Annotated in this window: 15 protein-coding genes; 7 read left to right on the forward strand and 8 right to left on the reverse strand. The window is 62.2% G+C overall.

The genetic code is table 11. The features are described from left to right. The first annotated feature begins 125 nt into the window (after window positions 1–125). From ureA to ureC, 5 genes are all read left to right on the forward strand, one after another. Window positions 126–428: an urease subunit gamma gene (ureA, locus tag J3P81_RS21985; protein ID WP_420766244.1), complete on the forward strand. Its 303-nt coding sequence runs from the start codon at window positions 126–128 to the stop codon at window positions 426–428. A gap of 9 nt (window positions 429–437) precedes the next feature. Next, the gene (locus tag J3P81_RS21990) at window positions 438–971 is read left to right on the forward strand and encodes a GNAT family N-acetyltransferase (protein ID WP_434560909.1); all 534 of its coding nucleotides are present in this window, start codon (window positions 438–440) and stop codon (window positions 969–971) included. A 6-nt stretch (window positions 972–977) separates the two neighbouring features. Further along, window positions 978–1,511: a GNAT family N-acetyltransferase gene (locus tag J3P81_RS21995; protein ID WP_434560911.1), complete on the forward strand. Its 534-nt coding sequence runs from the start codon at window positions 978–980 to the stop codon at window positions 1,509–1,511. Continuing rightward, window positions 1,508–1,813, forward strand: a complete 306-nt coding sequence (locus tag J3P81_RS22000; RefSeq protein WP_420766241.1) for an urease subunit beta — start codon at window positions 1,508–1,510, stop codon at window positions 1,811–1,813. Before J3P81_RS21995 ends, J3P81_RS22000 begins: the two co-directional genes overlap by 4 nt. Before the next feature lie 138 nt (window positions 1,814–1,951). After that, window positions 1,952–3,652 (forward strand): urease subunit alpha, encoded by a 1,701-nt coding sequence (gene ureC / locus J3P81_RS22005; RefSeq protein ID WP_434560913.1) that lies wholly within the window; start codon window positions 1,952–1,954, stop codon window positions 3,650–3,652. Between the two features lie 46 nt (window positions 3,653–3,698). Here the strand turns inward: ureC and J3P81_RS22010 are convergent, their stop codons facing one another. The 4 genes from J3P81_RS22010 to J3P81_RS22025 form a co-directional block, all read right to left on the reverse strand. Continuing rightward, window positions 3,699–6,284 carry an NEL-type E3 ubiquitin ligase domain-containing protein gene (locus J3P81_RS22010; protein ID WP_434560915.1) on the reverse strand — a complete coding sequence of 862 codons (2,586 nt, stop codon included), beginning with the start codon at window positions 6,282–6,284 and terminating at the stop codon, window positions 3,699–3,701. Beyond that, entirely contained in the window at window positions 6,257–8,950 is a 2,694-nt protein-coding gene (locus J3P81_RS22015; protein WP_434560916.1) for a dermonecrotic toxin domain-containing protein, read from the reverse strand. Before J3P81_RS22015 ends, J3P81_RS22010 begins: the two co-directional genes overlap by 28 nt. A gap of 101 nt (window positions 8,951–9,051) precedes the next feature. Beyond that, the gene (locus J3P81_RS22020; protein ID WP_420766237.1) at window positions 9,052–9,351 is read right to left on the reverse strand and encodes a chaperone modulator CbpM; all 300 of its coding nucleotides are present in this window, start codon (window positions 9,349–9,351) and stop codon (window positions 9,052–9,054) included. A gap of 222 nt (window positions 9,352–9,573) precedes the next feature. Further along, the gene (locus tag J3P81_RS22025) at window positions 9,574–10,512 is read right to left on the reverse strand and encodes a DnaJ C-terminal domain-containing protein (protein WP_420766236.1); all 939 of its coding nucleotides are present in this window, start codon (window positions 10,510–10,512) and stop codon (window positions 9,574–9,576) included. 296 nt (window positions 10,513–10,808) lie between these two features. Between J3P81_RS22025 and J3P81_RS22030 the strand changes: the two genes are divergently transcribed. Beyond that, the gene (locus tag J3P81_RS22030) at window positions 10,809–12,083 is read left to right on the forward strand and encodes an Hsp70 family protein (RefSeq protein WP_434560918.1); all 1,275 of its coding nucleotides are present in this window, start codon (window positions 10,809–10,811) and stop codon (window positions 12,081–12,083) included. A 120-nt stretch (window positions 12,084–12,203) separates the two neighbouring features. On the opposite strand, the gene J3P81_RS22035 is transcribed toward J3P81_RS22030, so the two are convergent. The 4 genes from J3P81_RS22035 to J3P81_RS22050 all read right to left on the reverse strand — a co-directional run bounded on the left by J3P81_RS22035 (window position 12,204) and on the right by J3P81_RS22050 (window position 15,383). Continuing rightward, a complete protein-coding gene (locus tag J3P81_RS22035; protein ID WP_420766234.1) occupies window positions 12,204–13,217 on the reverse strand; it encodes an AI-2E family transporter in 1,014 nt (337 codons plus the stop codon). Between the two features lie 110 nt (window positions 13,218–13,327). Further along, complete coding sequence (locus tag J3P81_RS22040) at window positions 13,328–13,600, reverse strand: PsiF family protein (RefSeq protein WP_420766233.1); 273 nt, start codon at window positions 13,598–13,600, stop codon at window positions 13,328–13,330. Window positions 13,601–13,751: 151 nt separating this feature from the next. After that, window positions 13,752–14,642: an alpha/beta fold hydrolase gene (locus J3P81_RS22045; protein WP_434560920.1), complete on the reverse strand. Its 891-nt coding sequence runs from the start codon at window positions 14,640–14,642 to the stop codon at window positions 13,752–13,754. 102 nt (window positions 14,643–14,744) lie between these two features. After that, window positions 14,745–15,383, reverse strand: coding sequence for an FMN-dependent NADH-azoreductase (locus J3P81_RS22050; protein WP_434560922.1), 639 nt, complete (start codon window positions 15,381–15,383; stop codon window positions 14,745–14,747). A gap of 130 nt (window positions 15,384–15,513) precedes the next feature. Between J3P81_RS22050 and J3P81_RS22055 the strand changes: the two genes are divergently transcribed. Beyond that, window positions 15,514–16,455, forward strand: coding sequence for a LysR substrate-binding domain-containing protein (locus tag J3P81_RS22055; RefSeq protein ID WP_434560924.1), 942 nt, complete (start codon window positions 15,514–15,516; stop codon window positions 16,453–16,455). The last annotated feature ends 10 nt before the right edge of the window (window positions 16,456–16,465 follow it).

Consider the following 16,465-nt stretch of genomic DNA (forward strand, 5'->3'; position numbering starts at 1 on the left):
CTGCTCGCGAAAGCAATAGAACATCCAACATGATTGTTGACTGACACACCGCTTTCGCGAGCAGGCTCGCTCCCACAGTGGAATGTGTCTACTGCAAAATTTTTATCTGCCCTTATGGATTGCACATGGACCTGACCCCACGCGAAAAAGACAAGCTGCTGATCTTCACCGCCGGCCTCGTCGCCGAGCGGCGACTGGCCCGGGGCTTGAAGCTCAATTACCCAGAGGCCATGGCCTACATTTCCGCCGCGTTGCTCGAAGGCGCCCGCGACGGCCAGACCGTGGCCGAGCTCATGCACTACGGCACCACCCTGCTGAGCCGCGAGCAGGTGATGGAAGGCATCCCGCAAATGATCCCGGAAATCCAGGTAGAAGCGACGTTTCCCGACGGCACCAAACTGGTCACCGTCCACCAACCCATCGTCTGAGGCAACGGCATGACTTATCAGATCCGAGACGCCCAGCACCGCGACCTGCCGGCGATCCGCGACATCTACAACGATGCCGTGCTCAACACCACGGCGATCTGGAACGAGCAGCCCGTGGACCTGGACAATCGCCAGGCCTGGTTCAGTGCCCGGCGCTCCCAGGGCTACCCGGTACGGGTGGTCATCGATGCCGAGGACAACGTGCTTGGGTATGCCTCGTTCGGCGACTGGCGGCCGTTCGACGGCTTCCGCCACACCGTCGAGCATTCGGTGTACGTCTGCCGGGACCAGCGCGGCAAGGGCCTTGGCCCTGTGCTGATGAGCGACCTGATCGAGCGCGCCCGGGCCTGCGGCAAGCACGTCATGGTCGCCGCTATCGAGAGCGGCAACGCGGCGTCGATTCGCCTCCATGAGCGGGCGGGTTTCGTCACCACCGGGCAGATGCCCCAGGTGGGCACCAAGTTCGGCCGTTGGCTGGACCTGACCTTCATGCAGTTGGTCCTCGACCCCGGGGCGCCACCGCCCGCCATGGACAAGGAGTAATACCGAATGAACGCCGCCCAGTTGCGTCGAATCCACGCTGAAAGCTTTGCGCATTATCGCCAGGGCCTGGTCGACCTGTTGCTCGACGCCGTGGGTCATGGCGCCAGCGTGGGGTTCATGGCCGACCTGGATGCCGTCCAGGCCAGGGCTTATTTCGACGAAGTCCAGGCCAGCCTCAATCAGGGTCACCTGCTGTTGTGGGTGGTGGTCAAGGATGAACAGGTACAGGCCAGCGTCCAGCTCGCCCTGTGCCAGAAGCCCAACGGCCTCAACCGTGCCGAAGTACAAAAACTGCTGGTGCGCGGCGACGCTCGTCGCAGGGGCCTGGGCCAGCAATTGATGAGCGCCCTGGAGCTCGGCGCCCGTCAGCACAAGCGTGGGCTGCTGTACCTCGACACCGAGGCCGGTTCCGAAGCCGAGGCGTTCTACCGCGCCATGGGCTACACCCGCGTCGGAGAACTGCCCGACTACTGCCAGAGCCCGGACGGGACCTACACCCCGACCGCCATCTACTACAAGACTTTGGGACAACCGCAATGATTCCAGGCCAATACCAGGTTCAGCCCGGCGATATCGAGCTCAACGCCGGCCGCCGCACCGTGACGCTGAAGGTCGCCAACAGCGGCGACCGGCCGATCCAGGTCGGGTCGCATTTTCATTTTTTCGAGACCAACGACGCCCTGGCCTTCGACCGCGCCGCCAGCCGTGGCATGCGCCTGAACATCCCGGCCGGCACCGCCGTGCGCTTCGAGCCGGGTCAGAGCCGAGAGGTGGAACTGGTGGACCTGGCCGGGCATCGCCGGGTGTTCGGGTTTGCCGGGCGGATCATGGGCGACCTTTAGGTCACGGCATTTGCGTTGGCCCCTTCGCGAGCAGGCTCGCTCCCACAAGGGAATGCGATCAATTGTGGGAGCGAGCCTGCTCGCGAAAAGTGAGCGCAGCGAACGGCCTTACTATTAATTGAGTCTCAAGGCGAGCACATGAAGATTTCGAGACAAGCCTACGCCGACATGTTCGGCCCCACCGTCGGCGACAAGGTCCGCCTGGCCGACACCGAGCTGTGGATCGAGGTGGAAAAGGATTTCACCACCTACGGCGAAGAGGTGAAATTCGGCGGCGGCAAGGTGATTCGCGATGGCATGGGCCAGAGCCAGCTGTTGGCTGCCGAGGTCGTCGACACGCTGATCACCAACGCGCTGATCATCGACCACTGGGGCATCGTCAAGGCCGATGTCGGCCTCAAGGAGGGACGCATCGCGGCGATCGGCAAGGCCGGCAACCCGGACATCCAGCCCGACGTCACCATCGCCATCGGCGCCAGCACCGAAGTGATTGCCGGCGAAGGCATGATCCTCACCGCTGGTGGCATCGACACCCACATCCACTTCATCTGCCCGCAGCAGATCGAAGAAGCCTTGATGAGCGGCGTCACCACCATGATCGGCGGCGGCACGGGCCCGGCCACCGGAACCAACGCCACCACCTGCACCTCCGGGCCGTGGCACCTGGCGCGCATGCTACAGGCCGCCGATGCCTTCCCGATGAACATGGGTTTCACCGGCAAGGGCAACGCCAGCCTGCCGGAGCCGCTGGTCGAACAGGTCAAGGCCGGGGCCATCGGTCTGAAGCTGCACGAAGACTGGGGCACCACCCCGGCGGCCATCGACAACTGCCTCAGCGTGGCCGACCAGTACGACGTGCAGGTCGCGATCCACACCGACACCCTCAACGAGTCCGGTTTCGTCGAGACCACCCTGGCCGCGTTCAAGGGCCGCACCATCCACACCTACCACACCGAAGGCGCCGGTGGCGGTCACGCGCCGGACATCATCAAGGCCTGCGGTTTCCCCAACGTGCTGCCCAGCTCCACCAACCCGACCCGGCCGTTCACCCGCAACACCATCGACGAACACTTGGACATGCTGATGGTCTGCCACCACCTGGACCCGAGCATTGCCGAGGACGTGGCGTTCGCCGAAAGCCGTATCCGACGCGAGACCATCGCCGCCGAAGACATCCTCCACGACCTCGGCGCCTTCTCCATGATCAGCTCCGACAGCCAGGCCATGGGCCGCGTTGGCGAAGTGATCACGCGCACCTGGCAGACCGCCGACAAGATGAAAAAGCAACGCGGCGCCCTGCCCGGCGACGGCGAAGGCAACGACAACTTCCGCATCAAGCGCTACATCGCCAAGTACACCATCAACCCGGCGATTACCCACGGCATCAGCCATGAAGTGGGCTCCATCGAAGTGGGCAAGTGGGCCGACCTGGTGCTGTGGCGCCCGGCATTCTTCGGCGTCAAGCCGACGCTCATTCTCAAGGGCGGAGCGATTGCCGCCAGCCTGATGGGGGACGCCAACGCCTCGATCCCGACGCCGCAGCCGGTGCATTACCGGCCGATGTTCGCCAGCTACGGCGGCTCGCGACACGCCACCAGCCTGACGTTCATCAGCCAGGCCGCCGCCGAGGCCGGGCTGCCGGAACAGCTTGGGCTCAAGAAAAGAATCGCCGTGGTCAAAGGCTGCCGCGACGTGCAGAAGACAGACCTGATCCACAACGACTACCTGCCTAGTATCAACGTCGACCCGCAGACCTATCAGGTCAAGGCCGACGGCGTGCTGCTGTGGTGTGAACCGGCCGACGTGTTGCCGATGGCGCAGCGCTATTTCCTGTTCTGAACAGAGCCGGCGGCGAGAAGGCAAGTGCCCTCGCCGCCGGTTCGCCTTACAGGTCTGTACTCTCCTGGGGCGAATCCAGTTCATCCTGGGTCAACGACTGGATCAGCTCCGCTTCCTTGAACCTTTGCTGCAAGTCCAGCGCCTCGGTTCGACTGTTGTAGTCCGCTTCCTCCAGGGTTCCGTCCGCTTTCTGCTCATCCAGCGCCAGCAGATCCTCAGTGAGGGCGTCGGTCAATGCCTGGAAGTCTGCCGCGTGTTGCTGCTTCAAATAGTCGATCCAGAAATCACGGCCCACCAGTGACTGCATTTGTTCGGGCGAGTCGTCCAGGGACAACACCTCGGCGGCCGCGGCATCAAGCATGGCGCTGGAGACGTTGCCCAGGCTGGTGAAGCGTCCACCTTTCGGTTGCCCCGGCAATTCCAGCCGGTCCCGGAGCCCCGCACGATAGGCCAACCGGACCTCGACTTCCTCGATCTGCCTGATCAACTCGGTCTTTTGCGCGGCGGTGAGTTCTTCACGAGCATTGATGGCAGCACGACGCCCCTGGATGTCCCGCAGCGCTATACGCTCCACTTCATCCAGCCGGAACAATCCCTTGGCCAGGCGAATCAGCGTGGCAGCCTCATCCCCTTCCACCGGCAACGCCTTGGCGTTGTGGATCATCAATTTGATTTCCAGATTGCTGAACGACAACGAAGCACGATCTTCACAGGCCGGCTCTCCAGCCAATTCAAAAAGCTCACGACGCAAGTCAGTGGAATCCCGGGCAGCCTCCAGCATTTGCCAGACGCGGGCCTGCAGGTCCGAATAGTTCTCGGTGTCCTGGTAGGACCCGATCAATCGACTCAATAGCTGAAAGAACTCCCCGGATTGCGGCTCCGCCTGGAGGCTTCGCCACAGGTCTTTTCTATCCTGCTGTTGTTCAGGCGGCAGATCACGCAACCATGGCCGCACACCTGTGCGCCCACCCACCGGAGCGTTGGCCGCCAGCTGGAGTGTTCCTTGCATTCGCGGGGCGGTCCATTCGGGATGGGCCTGATGAAGATTCGCCCAATACTCACGCAAGCGCTGCCTGGTCGCCTCGTCCATCGGATTGCCCTGGATAAAGGTCACGCCATTGAGCCGGGCCATGGCGTGGGCCTGGTCGGCGGGCGGATCGATCACGTGTGCCGGCACTTCGGTCAGTTGGTTGGCGCGCAAGTCCAGTTCCTCCAGCGGCTGTTCCAGCAGGCCCGTGGGCCAAGTGTCGATCCTGATGTTTCGAAGCGACAGCTCCGTCAGGGCCGGCATGGCGCTGAAGTCCGGCAAACGACCCAGTGGATTGTCGTTGAGGGTAAGGAATTCCATGGCGGGCAGGCCGGCCAGGATCTCAACGCCACGCGGCGTCAGGCCGATCTGGTTCGATGCCAGCGTGAGGTTGCTCAGACGGGGCATTGCCGCCAACGCCTCCGGCACTTCGGTCAGGTTGTTATGGCTCATGTCCAGCCAACGAACGGCAGGAAAACGCGTGAGGAAACCGTTGCAGGCTTGTTGCGACAAACCCATGTTATTAAGTTTCAGGAAGGTCACGTGGCTGAAATCAGCCGACAGTTGCGGCAACGACCTCATATGCATCCAGCTCAGATCAAGCTCATACCCGACACGCCGGCCGTCGACCACGATGATGGCCCGGGACTGGCGCCTCCAACATCTACGGATACGATCGGCGGTGTTTTGCTTGACTCGTCGCCATGACGCCGCTAAGTCGTCGTTCCCTTCATCCGTCTCGGTGGAAGCGACCCAACGGTCCAGCTCGTCGCGCAACGTACGGTACTCGGTTTCAAGGCGACCGATCTCCACGGTCGCTCTGTCGCCCAGTTCCCGCACGAAGACCCGGGCTTCCTGGGACGAATAATCGGGAAACAACTCTCGCACCCGTCTTTCAGGCGACCGGCCCAGGCGCAGCCATTCCAGCGGCCCGCCCAATGGATAGCCGTATCTGCCCGAGGCCAGGCGCATTGGCGACACGAGCAACGGTTTGACTGCCGGCATCTTCAAGACCTTTGCCAATGAACCCCGCCTCACCGGCGCCGCGCCGATAGCCGTCTTCAGCAACGCGCCATGATGAATCGAGGGGCGGCCCATGGCCTGGCGTTCGGCATCCGGCAGCGCGTGCTGCAAGGCCGCATAGAGGCTGCCCTCGCTGCTCAGGTCGTTGCCGCTGTCGTCATGGGCTTGATAGAGATCGTCACGCTTGACCACGATCTTGACCTGCGTCGAGTCCGACGGCCCGACACTGTCGATCAATCTGCCCGAGGTGAAATCCTCCCTCAGTTCGATGCGTACCGTATCGCTCCAACCCGCCAGGGTCTTGAGGGTCGCCAGCGCCAGGCGGGGTGTATCCGCCGTGGCCAGGCTCTCTTGGTATAACCCTTCGTAGGCCCGGTTCAAGCGGATCGCCCGCTGGAAGTGACGCAGCTCTTCGGCGATGCGCAGCGGGATGGGTTTGGTCTGGGTCGCATCGGTGTAATCCCATCCGGCCATTTGCCGGGTTTCGCCGGGACTGGCGTGGGCCATTATCTGCTCGATGGCGGCCGCCGGAACCGAAGGAAAACGGGATTGGATCAGCTTGACCCGCGGGTCTTTCGACACATCACCGCGCGGCCGTCCAGCTCGGCCGAGGGCTGCCCACCCACTACCCGCTGCAACATTCGGTAGGTGTCCTGCCGGATGTCCGCCTTGGCGTGGGCGATCTCGGTACTGATCGTGAGGAGTTGCTTGTGATGCTCGCGCAACTGTTCATCCAACCGTTCGCGGGCCTGGCGGTCGTTCGGTTCCAGGATCGTCGTGAGGTGTTCCCGATACTTGCGTCCCAGGTCGAGCTTGCGGCATAGCTTGATGAACGCCTCGGGGGCAATGGGCAATGCTCCCGCGCGCACGGATTCCAGGGTATGACTCAAGGTGCCATCGGCGGACACCGGCGTGGTGGTGATGAGATGGCAGTCATCGCAATCGAGTTTGTGTTCTTCTTCGGGTTCAAAATTCGCCAGCGCGACGTCCAATAACGAACCGCCCCGGTATTGGTAAGTGTCGTAGCCCTCGCCCGTCAGTCGATGGAGCAAGTTGATGCCCAAGTCGGTACGCGTCTTGACCGCGAACTTGCGGGCAAAATAAACCTCCCGGACATTGAGCGTACGCCTGAAGGTTGTCTGGATGGCCTGGCTGAGCAAGGGTTCGGCGAAGGTCCGTATGTCCTGGACCTTGCCCAGCGCGTAGTCGACCTGGTTGAAAATTGCGCAGTATCGCTCGTGAATGCTTTTTAGGTTGGCCCTGGTCTGGTGGGTTGTCTTCACGTACCAGTCTGGAAGCTCCAGGTCATGATCGCTCAGCGCCTTCTGGCGCTGCGCGGTGGCTTTCATGTAGCAGGAGGAAATGCGACTTCTGAGCAGATCGTCGTGCTCGCCGTGTTTCGAAGCGGGTGAAGTCGTGGCGCTTTTTGCAACGGCATCCGGCCGGGAAGGGTGACGGATGCGATAGCGGTGGGTAATCGGGTCCTGTTGTACTTCGTAGTGGTGCCCGTCCAATGGCAGGACCTTGCGGCCACTGACCTCGTACAGCCCTAGACTGTCCGGGACGGCGCCGGCGAGTGGGCGCAAAGGACTGCGGTACCGCGTGAGATCAGGCTTCCAGAGTCGCGACTCCCCGCTGGCCCGTTCAACCGCTTCCAACCGATCCACCGTGGCCGATGCCTGGATCTTCGGCAACACTTTGGCGCCTGCGACGATAAACGCGATATTGAGCGCCACGCTGGAAAAGTGCGCCCACATCTCCTGGGTTTCCCCTTGCTCGAACGCCTCGATACCTTCGAACGCTTCTTCGAACATCTGCACGGCCGCCACGGTCAGCATCAGTGGCCCCAACGCAGGCACCACGAATGCCAATTGGTTAAGCACGTCGATCACCGTGTTCGTCCAACTCTCCAGGCGCGCCAGGCGGGCGGCTTTGTCTTCATCGGCGGTGGGCACCGCCACCGTTCGCGCGTCCATCTCGATTTTCTGCAATTGCTCGCGGCGCAAGGCTTCCCACAGCGAGCCGGTGATGGGCGATGCGGCCATGCGCAAATTCTTCAACGAGGGCTTGAGCGGATAGTCCGATTGGGTATCGGCCTCGGGAGAGGGTTGGTACAACTGGTCGAACTGCTTGAAAAAATGCCCTTGCTGACTCAGCGGTACGAAACGGCTGAAAAACTGTCGGTAGGCGATGCCATGGAGGCGCCGACGCAGTTCCACCATGAATTCGGTGCTGGACGGATACTCCTTGAGAGGATGCTCGGGATCGCCCGGTAGATACGCCACCACACGCTCCAGGCGCCGGGTATTTTCCCGGTCGGGCCCCATCAGTACCGGGCCGACCAGTTCGGTGTCGAAGATTTTCAGCGAAGTGAACGTCACCGGTCGCCCGTCGAGCATGGCGCCGTCCTGATCGCCGACCACTTGCCGCAGCATCAGGTACGTGTCACGGCTGATGTCGGCCTTGGCCCAGGCGACTTCGACACTCAGCGCCAACGACTGACGGTGGTGGTCGCGCATTTGCTGGTCCAGACGGCGGCGGGCGTCTTCGTCAGCGGGTCGAGCGATGGCGCGAATGTGCTGCTGGTAGCGGCGCCCCAGGTCCAGCTTGCGGCATAGTCTGGCAAAGGCGTGCGGAGCGATTGGCAACGCCCCCGCCCGAACGGCCTCCAGCGTAGGCGCAGGCGTACCGCTGGCGGTCAGCGCCGTGGCGGTGATGACATGGCAGCCATCGCAATCGAGCTTTTGCTCTTCGTCGGGTTCGAAGTTCGCCAGTGCCGTTTCCAGCAGCGAAGCACCTCGGTACTCGTAGGTATCCCAGGCCTCGCCCGTCAGGCGGTGAAGCAGCGTGCTGCCCAGGTCCTTGCGTGTCTTGCTTGCGTACTGGCGGGCGTAATAAACCTTCTCCACATCCAGGGTTCGCTTGAATTCCTGCTGGATGGCCTGGGTCAGCAACGGCTTGGCAAAGGCGCGGATATCCTCGATGCGGCCCAAGCTGTTGTCGATCAGGTTCAGGCTGGCGCGGTAGCGCGCATGCTGGTCCTTGAGGCGGGTCCGGGTTTCGTGGGAGGTCTTGGGGTACCAGGCCGGGAGTTTCAGGTCGTGGTCGCTCAACGCCTGCTGGCGCCGCATGACGGCCCCGATGTACCAATCGGGAACGCGCTGCCTGAGCAGGTCGACATGGACGCCGCGATTTTCAGGCAGCGGCGTCATGCCGGGGTCGCTAACGGCAGAAATAGGTAATGGCATTCGGATCATCCTTGATGGTGGAAAACCCGAGCCTACCCAGCGCGTCACTGACGAGTGCGGTAACTATTTATCGTTTTTTCCGCCAGGGACCCCGCGCGTGCCTACTCCACCCAACGGCCCAGTTGCTGGCGCAGCCGACGGTTCTCGGATCGCAACTGCTGGACCTCCTCCAACAGATCCAGCGCCAGCGCGACACCTTCCCACTCCAGTTCCAACTCACGGCGCAGCTTGGCGGCCCGGCGGGCCAGGACCAGTTCGTAATCGGTGAAACGCCAATCGGTCGGGGCCGCGCCGTGGGGCTCGAGGATGCCGTGCTCGACGATTTCAATCACGTGGACATCCGCCAACGCAGCGGCTTCACAGAATTCCATCAGGTTCAGTTCGATGATCGGGTCGTTCATGGTCTGCTTCTCCCAATGCTTCAACTGTCGAGTCTAGCCAGGATTGTGAAAACCCGGTTTTGTGGCGAGGGAGCTTGCTCCCGCTCGGCTGCGCAGCAGTCGTAAAACCTGCCTACCGGTTTTTCCTGGCGCACCGTGTCGAATGGTTTTGGGGCTGCTTCGCAGCCCAGCGGGAGCAAGCTCCCTCGCCACGGCGTGCGTTGCCAGGCCTGTGATTGCCGGTCAGAAGTGCTCCCGAGGATCGAACGCAGCTTTCTTCGCCAACTCGGCCCATAACGCCTTGACCGATTCATCGCTGGCCTTGGGCATCACGGCCTTGAGCTGTACGAACAGGTAGCCGCGCTCGCCGGCCTTGTTGCGCAAGCCGTGGCCCTTGGCGCGCATGCGCTGGCCGTTCTGGCTGCCGGCCGGCACCTTGAGGTTGATCTTGCCGGTGAGGGTCGGCACCGCCACCTCGGTCCCCAGGGCCAATTCCCACGGCGCCAGGGGCAAGGTGATGATCAGGTCCTGGCCTTCGACGTCGAACTTGGGGTGCGGGGCGAAACGAATGGTCAGGTACAAGTCGCCATTGGCGCCACCGCCGATGCCGGGCGCGCCCTGGCCCTTGAGGCGGATGCGCTCGCCATCGGTCACGCCCAGCGGGATCTTCACGTTCAGGCTCTTGCTGGTATTGCTCACGTGCTGGCCCGCCGCGTTGTATTGCGGCACCTGGAAACTGACCTTCTTCGACTCGTTCGACAGGGTTTCTTCCAGGAAGATCGGTAATTCCATTTCCACGTCTTGCCCCCGACGGCCGGCGCTGCGACCCGATTGACGGCCACCGAAACCCGGCCCGCGATTGCCAAAGATCGAACTGAAGAAGTCCGAGAAGTCACCCGTATCCTGGCCACCAAAACCGCCACGGCTCTGCCAACCCGGCGGTCCCTGGAATGGCTGTCCGTGCTGACCATAACGGCGCAGGTCGTCGTACTCGGCACGCTTGTCGGCGCTTTTCAACGCCTCATAGGCTTCGGAGACGTCCTTGAACTTGGTTTCGGCGTCCTTCTCTTTGCTCACGTCCGGGTGGTACTTGCGCGCCAACTTTCGATAGGCAGCCTTGATCGTGGCATCGTCGGCCGTCGGCTCGACACCCAGGATCTTGTAATAGTCTTTGAAGTCCATCTTAAGCATCACCATCCGTTATCGATGTCGCACCGCCACGCACGGCATGCCCGGATGACCGGACAGCGGGTTGACCAGCCTCAAGATTGGGACCGGGCGGCGCATCAGAAATTTATCGGCAGCGGGTGGCGGTTCTTGTGTCCGCCCGATGGCTGCCAGGCTCATGCCAGCAAGTTTGGGGGTGTGACGTCGTCTTTCAAGGCCCGTGTTTGCGAATTAGCGGATAACCGGCCTTCGAATCCGCGCCGCACTGGCATACACTGCGCGGCCGTTTTTTCGACCGGAATCTGAAAGACATGAAAAACGCATCCCCGGCCCGTGCCTGCGGCATCGACTTCGGCACGTCCAACTCCACTGTCGGCTGGCTGCGCCCCGGCATGGAAACGTTGATCGCGCTGGAGGACGACAAGATCACCTTGCCCTCGGTGGTCTTTTTCAATCAGGAAGAGCGCCGCCCGGTGTACGGTCGCCTGGCGCTGCACGAATACCTGGAAGGCTACGAAGGCCGGCTGATGCGTTCGCTCAAGAGCCTGCTGGGTTCCAAGCTGATCAAGCACGACACCAGCGTGCTGGGCACGGCGATGCCGTTCAAGGACCTGCTGGGGCTGTTCATCGGCCAGTTGAAGAAACGCGCCGAAGCCACCGCCGGTCGAGAATTCGAAGAAGTGGTACTGGGCCGCCCGGTGTTTTTTGTCGATGACGACGAAATGGCCGACCAGGAAGCCGAGAACACCTTGGTCGATGTGGCACGGGCCATCGGTTTCAAGGAAGTGTCGTTCCAGTACGAACCCATCGCGGCGGCTTTCGACTATGAATCGACCATCGAGAAAGAAGAGCTGGTGCTGATCGTCGACATCGGCGGGGGTACGTCGGACTTCTCCCTGGTGCGCCTGTCGCCCGAGCGTCGTGCCCACGATAACCGTCACGCCGACATCCTGGCGACCGGTGGCGTGCACATCGGCGGCACCGACTTCGACAAGCAACTCAGCCTGCAAGGCCTGATGCCGCTTTTCGGCTACGGCAGCCGCATGAAAAGCGGCGCCTACATGCCCACCAGCCACCACATGAACCTGGCGACCTGGCACACGATCAACGCGGTGTATTCGCAGAAATCCACCCTGGCCCTGGGCAGCATGCGCTACGACATCGAAGACACCGCGGGCATCGACCGGCTGTTCAAGCTGATCGAACAGCGCGCCGGGCATTGGCTGGCGATGGAAGTGGAAGAAACCAAGATTCACCTGACCCACGCCGACCAGCGCCACGTGGCCCTGGACCGGATCGAGCCGGGCCTGAGCGTCGATCTGAGCCGGGCCTTGTTCGAGTCGGCCATCGACGGCTTGCTTGAGCGGGTACGCGGCAGCGTCACGCAGTTGCTCAACGATGCCAACGTGCGGGTTGATCAGGTCGATACGGTGTTCTTCACCGGCGGCTCCAGCGGCATCCCGGCGCTGCGCAACAGCGTCTCGGCGATGCTTCCCCAGGCGCGGCATGTGGAAGGCAATATCTTTGGCAGTATCGGCAGTGGATTGGCGATCGAGGCGATGAAGCGGTATGGGAGTCAGGCCTGATTCAGGACCGAGGCGCCCCCTTCGCGAGCAGGCTCGCTCCCACAGTTTGACCGAATGCGATCGAACTGTGGGAGCGAGCCTGCTCGCGAAAGCGGTAGATCAATCGATACAACGGTCGGATCAAACCATCCCCACCTGCTTCAACTCGCTCTTGAGATACGCATAGTAGATAGGCCCCGCCACCACCCCCGGCAGGCCGAATGCCGCTTCGAACACCAGCATCGCCATGAGCAATTCCCACGACTTGGCGCTGATCTGTCCGCCGACGATACGGGCGTTGAGGAAGTATTCGAGCTTGTGGATCACGATCAGGTAACCCAGCGCGGCCACCGCCACCCAGATCGACAATGACAGGGCGACCACAGTGATCAGGGTGTTGGACATCAGGTTGCCGATCACCGGCAACAGCCCCAGCAGGAACGTCATCACGATCAGGGTCTTGGTCAGGGGTAGCTGGATGCCGAACAGCGGCAGCACCACCGCCAGGAAAATCCCGGTGAAGAACGTATTGAGCAGGGAAATCTTGATCTGGGCGAAGACGATGTTGCGAAAGGCCTTGACCAGCAGGTTCAGGCGATCGAACAGCGCAGCGGCCAGGGGCTTGCGCTTGGTCAGGTCGGGGATGCGTTGCAGGGCGACGATGGCGCCGAGCACCATGCCGATCAACAGCGTCACGAACATGTGGGCCGCGTCCTTGCCCACCAGCTGCAGGTCGCTCAAGTGCTTGCTCACCCAATCACCGATCGCCACCCGGAACTCGGCGGCGCTGGCCGGCAGGTAGGCATCGATGAACGGCGGCAGTTGCCCACGGGCGCGATCGACCACGGTCATGAACTTGTCCAGGGAGGCCCCGGGATTTTCCGCTTCGTGCAGCAGGAAACTGAAGGCGCCGGCAAAGATCAGGGTCAGCACACTGACCACCAACGTGCCGAGCAATGCCACCGCCAACCAGCGGGCACGCCGGCCTTCGATCAATCGTTGCAACTGCGGAGTGAGCATGTTGACCAGCTCGAACACCAGCAACCCGGCCAACAGGCTCGGCAACAGGCGCAGCGGCAACACCAGCAACAGCCCACCAAAAATGATCACCCAACTGATCACCAACAACACATGACGCTGAGAAAACGTTGGCATACAGCCCCAGGACAAAACGGCATGAAAGGATCGGCAGTCTGCCAGCGATCCGCTGGCAGCACTAGGGATTGTATCGGCCGATTTGGCCCAGGGCTCAGATGATCCGGCGCTTATTTTTTCTTCAGGCACTCACTCATGAACGCCTTGCGAGCGTCACCCTTCAACGCCTGCTCGGTGGCAGTGGCATTGCAGCTTTTCATGCGGTCCTGTGGGGTCGCCTTGAGGCAGTTGCTCATGAAGGCCTTGCGTTCGTCACCCTTGAGGGCCTTGGCGGTGGCGTCGGCGTTGCAGGTGGTCATCTTGGTTTGTTGGGCCGTGGCGGCGAACCCCTGGGAACACAGCAGCAAACCCATCATCAACAAAGGGACACGGAGCATCTTCATGGTGTTTCTCCTGGTTGCCGCACGAGGGTGTGGCGATGGGGTGCAGTGTAGACAAAGCCTGTTACACCTTCATCTGTTCGATTTCCCGAGCATGAACTACCAGTGTCTGGAGCATGTCGGCAACGAACGATAACGCGCGACGCCCTGCGTCCTACAAGCCTGCCGCCTTCAACCGCTCGGCATGCTCGACAAACAACCGGATCGGCTCCGCCCCCCTGCCCACCAGCCCCAGCGACTGATTGACGATGTCGAAATGATCCAGCGGGTAGTCATCCCGGATCACCGTGCCCAGGTGCGAACTGTAGCGCCCGACCATGCCGTCGCTCTGCCCGGCTTCGCGCACGAAGGTGCGGGCGAACAACCGGCAGCTTCGATTGGTGCCATCGAAGAAGTTGCGACCCTTGTCGGTCTTGCCCGGCTGCAACGTCCCCGACCAGGAGTAGTAACGCACGCCATTGACCTCTTCCGGCCCGTGTCCGCCCCAGGTTTGGGGCAGCCCCTGTGGATAACGTTCGTTGAACAGCGCCACCCCGGCAGTGGTGAGCGAAGCATGGGATGCCTTCAGGTCGGCTGGCAGCCGTGGCCCGTGATAACCGGTGTCCAGCAGGCTCATGATCGCGTTGATCAGCCGCAGCAAGGCACTGAGCACCCGGCCCTTGGCGCTGTCGGCCGGGTAATGGGTTTGCAGGTAATCGGCTAGCTCGGAACCGTGGTTGGTGCCGGCCACCGAAGAGACCGACGCCACCAGGTCCGGGCGTTTGGCCGCGGCGTAGCGGGCAGTGAGGGCGCCCTGGCTGTGGCCGATCAGGTTGACCTTTTGCGCGCCGGTTTGCCGCAGCACTTCCTCAATCCGGGCCAACAGCTGCTCGCCGCGAACCTCGGATGAATGCAAGGGCGAGACCTTCACAGGAATCACCACGGCCCCGCCCCGGCGCAATGCCTCTGCGATGCCATACCAGTACGGATACAACACCAGGCGAATGAAACCGAGCATGCCCGGGACCAGCACCAAGGGGTAGCGAGTGGCACAGCGTTGCGACATGGCGACATCCTTGCGATCAAGAGGTGGTCAGCATCAGTACCGATGATGACCAGTCTATGACACCCGAGGCACTTCAGCCCGATCGCGGCAAGACCCAGGTCCTCAAAAGGTTCGGGCGAGCGCCAGCAAGCGCTGCTCGGCCTCGGCATAGGAACGCGCGAAGCTGTGCTCGGCCGACTCTTCGCCTTCGGCCGCCACCACCGTCACGTCGTTGATACCGATGAAGCCCAGCACCGCCCGCAGCCAGGTGTCGGCGTGGTTCATGGCCTCCAATTGACCACCGGGGCCGAAGCCGAAATCACCTCGGCTGGTCACGATCAGCGCCTTTTTGCCCGACACCAGCGGCTCGTACTGGGAAACACCGTTGTCGAGGCTGTGGTTGAATGTCACGCCGATGCGTACGATCTGGTCGACCCAGGCTTTCACGCCGCTGGGCACGCCAAAATTGTGCATGGGTGCCGAGATTACCAAGCGATCGTGGGCTTGCAGTTCGGCAACCAGCGCATCGCTCAGCGCCAGGTCGGCCTGCATGGTCAATGGCCGCGCCTGGGGCTCGGAGTAAAACGCCGCCGCAATAAAGGCTTCGTTGACCGCAGGGATGACGGTGCGGCCCACCTCGCGGCGAGTCGGTTGGCAAAGTGGATTGGCGGCCTGCCACGCCGCTATGAATGCCTCCGTCAGACGTCGGGAATGGGAACGCTCACCGCGTGGGCTACCTTGTACGACAAGAATGCTGCTCATCTGTAACTCCTTCTAATGCGACTACAATCGGAACGGCCTGTGGCTTTAAGATTGGAGCCCGGTCGCCCTTGATCGCAAATGAGCGTTAGTTCATCCGGATGAGTTGTTTTCATCCATACGGAGATTTCCAATGTTTGCCACCCTGCCCCTCAATGCCTTGCGAGCCTTCGAGGCGGCTGCACGCCTGCTCAGTTTCAAGGCGGCGGCCGAAGAGCTGGCGGTCACCCCGACAGCGATTTCCCACCAGATCCGCTCCCTGGAAACCTGGCTGGGGGCGCAGTTGTTCGAACGCTTGCCGCGCCGGGTACGCCTCACCGACGCGGGACAGCGGCTGTTCCACAGCTTGCACGGGGCATTGCTGGAAGTTGCACAAAGCGTCGACAGCCTGCGCCCGCAACGCAGCACCACGCACCTGACGATATCCACCACGGCGGCGTTTGCCGCCCTGTGGCTGGTGCCGCGCCTGGGGCGGTTTTACGCGCGCCATCCGAACATCAACGTACGCCTGGACACCCATTGCGAAGTCATCGACTTGCTTCAGGACGCCAGCGTCGATCTGGTGGTGCGCTACAGCCTGGACGCCTACTCGAACCTCTATGGCATGTGCCTGTTCGAAGAGAGCTTCGGCGTGTATGGCTCGCCGGAACAAGTCGCGCTGGCCACCCGGCAGCCGCCGACACTGATCAGCGTGCGCTGGCATAACGCCAAGCTGTACGCCCACGGTTGGGACGCCTGGTGCGCCCAGGCGGGGGAAAGCTGGATGACCCGGCAACCTTGCATGCGTGAATACGATGAAGAGCACTACGCCCTGCAAGCGGCCATCGCCGGCCAGGGCCTGGTATTGGCGAGCAATATCCTCGCTTCGCAAAGCGTCGCCAGCGGGTTGCTGGTGGGTTATCGCCCCAAGGTCCAAGTCAGCGGTGCCGGCTACAGTGCGCTTTGCGTGCCGGGACGAGAGCGGCACCCGCCCGTGCGGGCTTTTTTCCAATGGGTGGAGGAGGAAGCACGCTTGTCCGGACACGCCTTGAAAAATCCGGTAAAACTTTTCCAGGATCGCATCACTCAGAACTAGAGCGATCGCG

The sequence above is a fragment of the Pseudomonas sp. R1-6 genome, assembly GCF_051132115.1.
In the GTDB taxonomy this organism is placed as follows: domain Bacteria; phylum Pseudomonadota; class Gammaproteobacteria; order Pseudomonadales; family Pseudomonadaceae; genus Aquipseudomonas.

Excerpts from the sequence above, each read along its gene's own strand:
- J3P81_RS22035 (WP_420766234.1), bottom strand. The coding sequence starts at position 13,217 with ATGCCAACGTTTTCTCAGCGTCATGTGTTGTTGGTGATCAGTTGGGTG.
- J3P81_RS22000 (WP_420766241.1), top strand. The coding sequence starts at position 1,508 with ATGATTCCAGGCCAATACCAGGTTCAGCCCGGCGATATCGAGCTCAAC.
- ureA (WP_420766244.1), top strand. The coding sequence starts at position 126 with ATGGACCTGACCCCACGCGAAAAAGACAAGCTGCTGATCTTCACCGCC.
- ureC (WP_434560913.1), top strand. The coding sequence starts at position 1,952 with ATGAAGATTTCGAGACAAGCCTACGCCGACATGTTCGGCCCCACCGTC.
- J3P81_RS22015 (WP_434560916.1), bottom strand. The coding sequence starts at position 8,950 with ATGCCATTACCTATTTCTGCCGTTAGCGACCCCGGCATGACGCCGCTG.
- J3P81_RS22025 (WP_420766236.1), bottom strand. The coding sequence starts at position 10,512 with ATGGACTTCAAAGACTATTACAAGATCCTGGGTGTCGAGCCGACGGCC.
- J3P81_RS22020 (WP_420766237.1), bottom strand. The coding sequence starts at position 9,351 with ATGAACGACCCGATCATCGAACTGAACCTGATGGAATTCTGTGAAGCC.
- J3P81_RS21995 (WP_434560911.1), top strand. The coding sequence starts at position 978 with ATGAACGCCGCCCAGTTGCGTCGAATCCACGCTGAAAGCTTTGCGCAT.
- J3P81_RS22050 (WP_434560922.1), bottom strand. The coding sequence starts at position 15,383 with ATGAGCAGCATTCTTGTCGTACAAGGTAGCCCACGCGGTGAGCGTTCC.
- J3P81_RS21990 (WP_434560909.1), top strand. The coding sequence starts at position 438 with ATGACTTATCAGATCCGAGACGCCCAGCACCGCGACCTGCCGGCGATC.
- J3P81_RS22045 (WP_434560920.1), bottom strand. The coding sequence starts at position 14,642 with ATGTCGCAACGCTGTGCCACTCGCTACCCCTTGGTGCTGGTCCCGGGC.
- J3P81_RS22040 (WP_420766233.1), bottom strand. The coding sequence starts at position 13,600 with ATGAAGATGCTCCGTGTCCCTTTGTTGATGATGGGTTTGCTGCTGTGT.
- J3P81_RS22030 (WP_434560918.1), top strand. The coding sequence starts at position 10,809 with ATGAAAAACGCATCCCCGGCCCGTGCCTGCGGCATCGACTTCGGCACG.
- J3P81_RS22055 (WP_434560924.1), top strand. The coding sequence starts at position 15,514 with ATGTTTGCCACCCTGCCCCTCAATGCCTTGCGAGCCTTCGAGGCGGCT.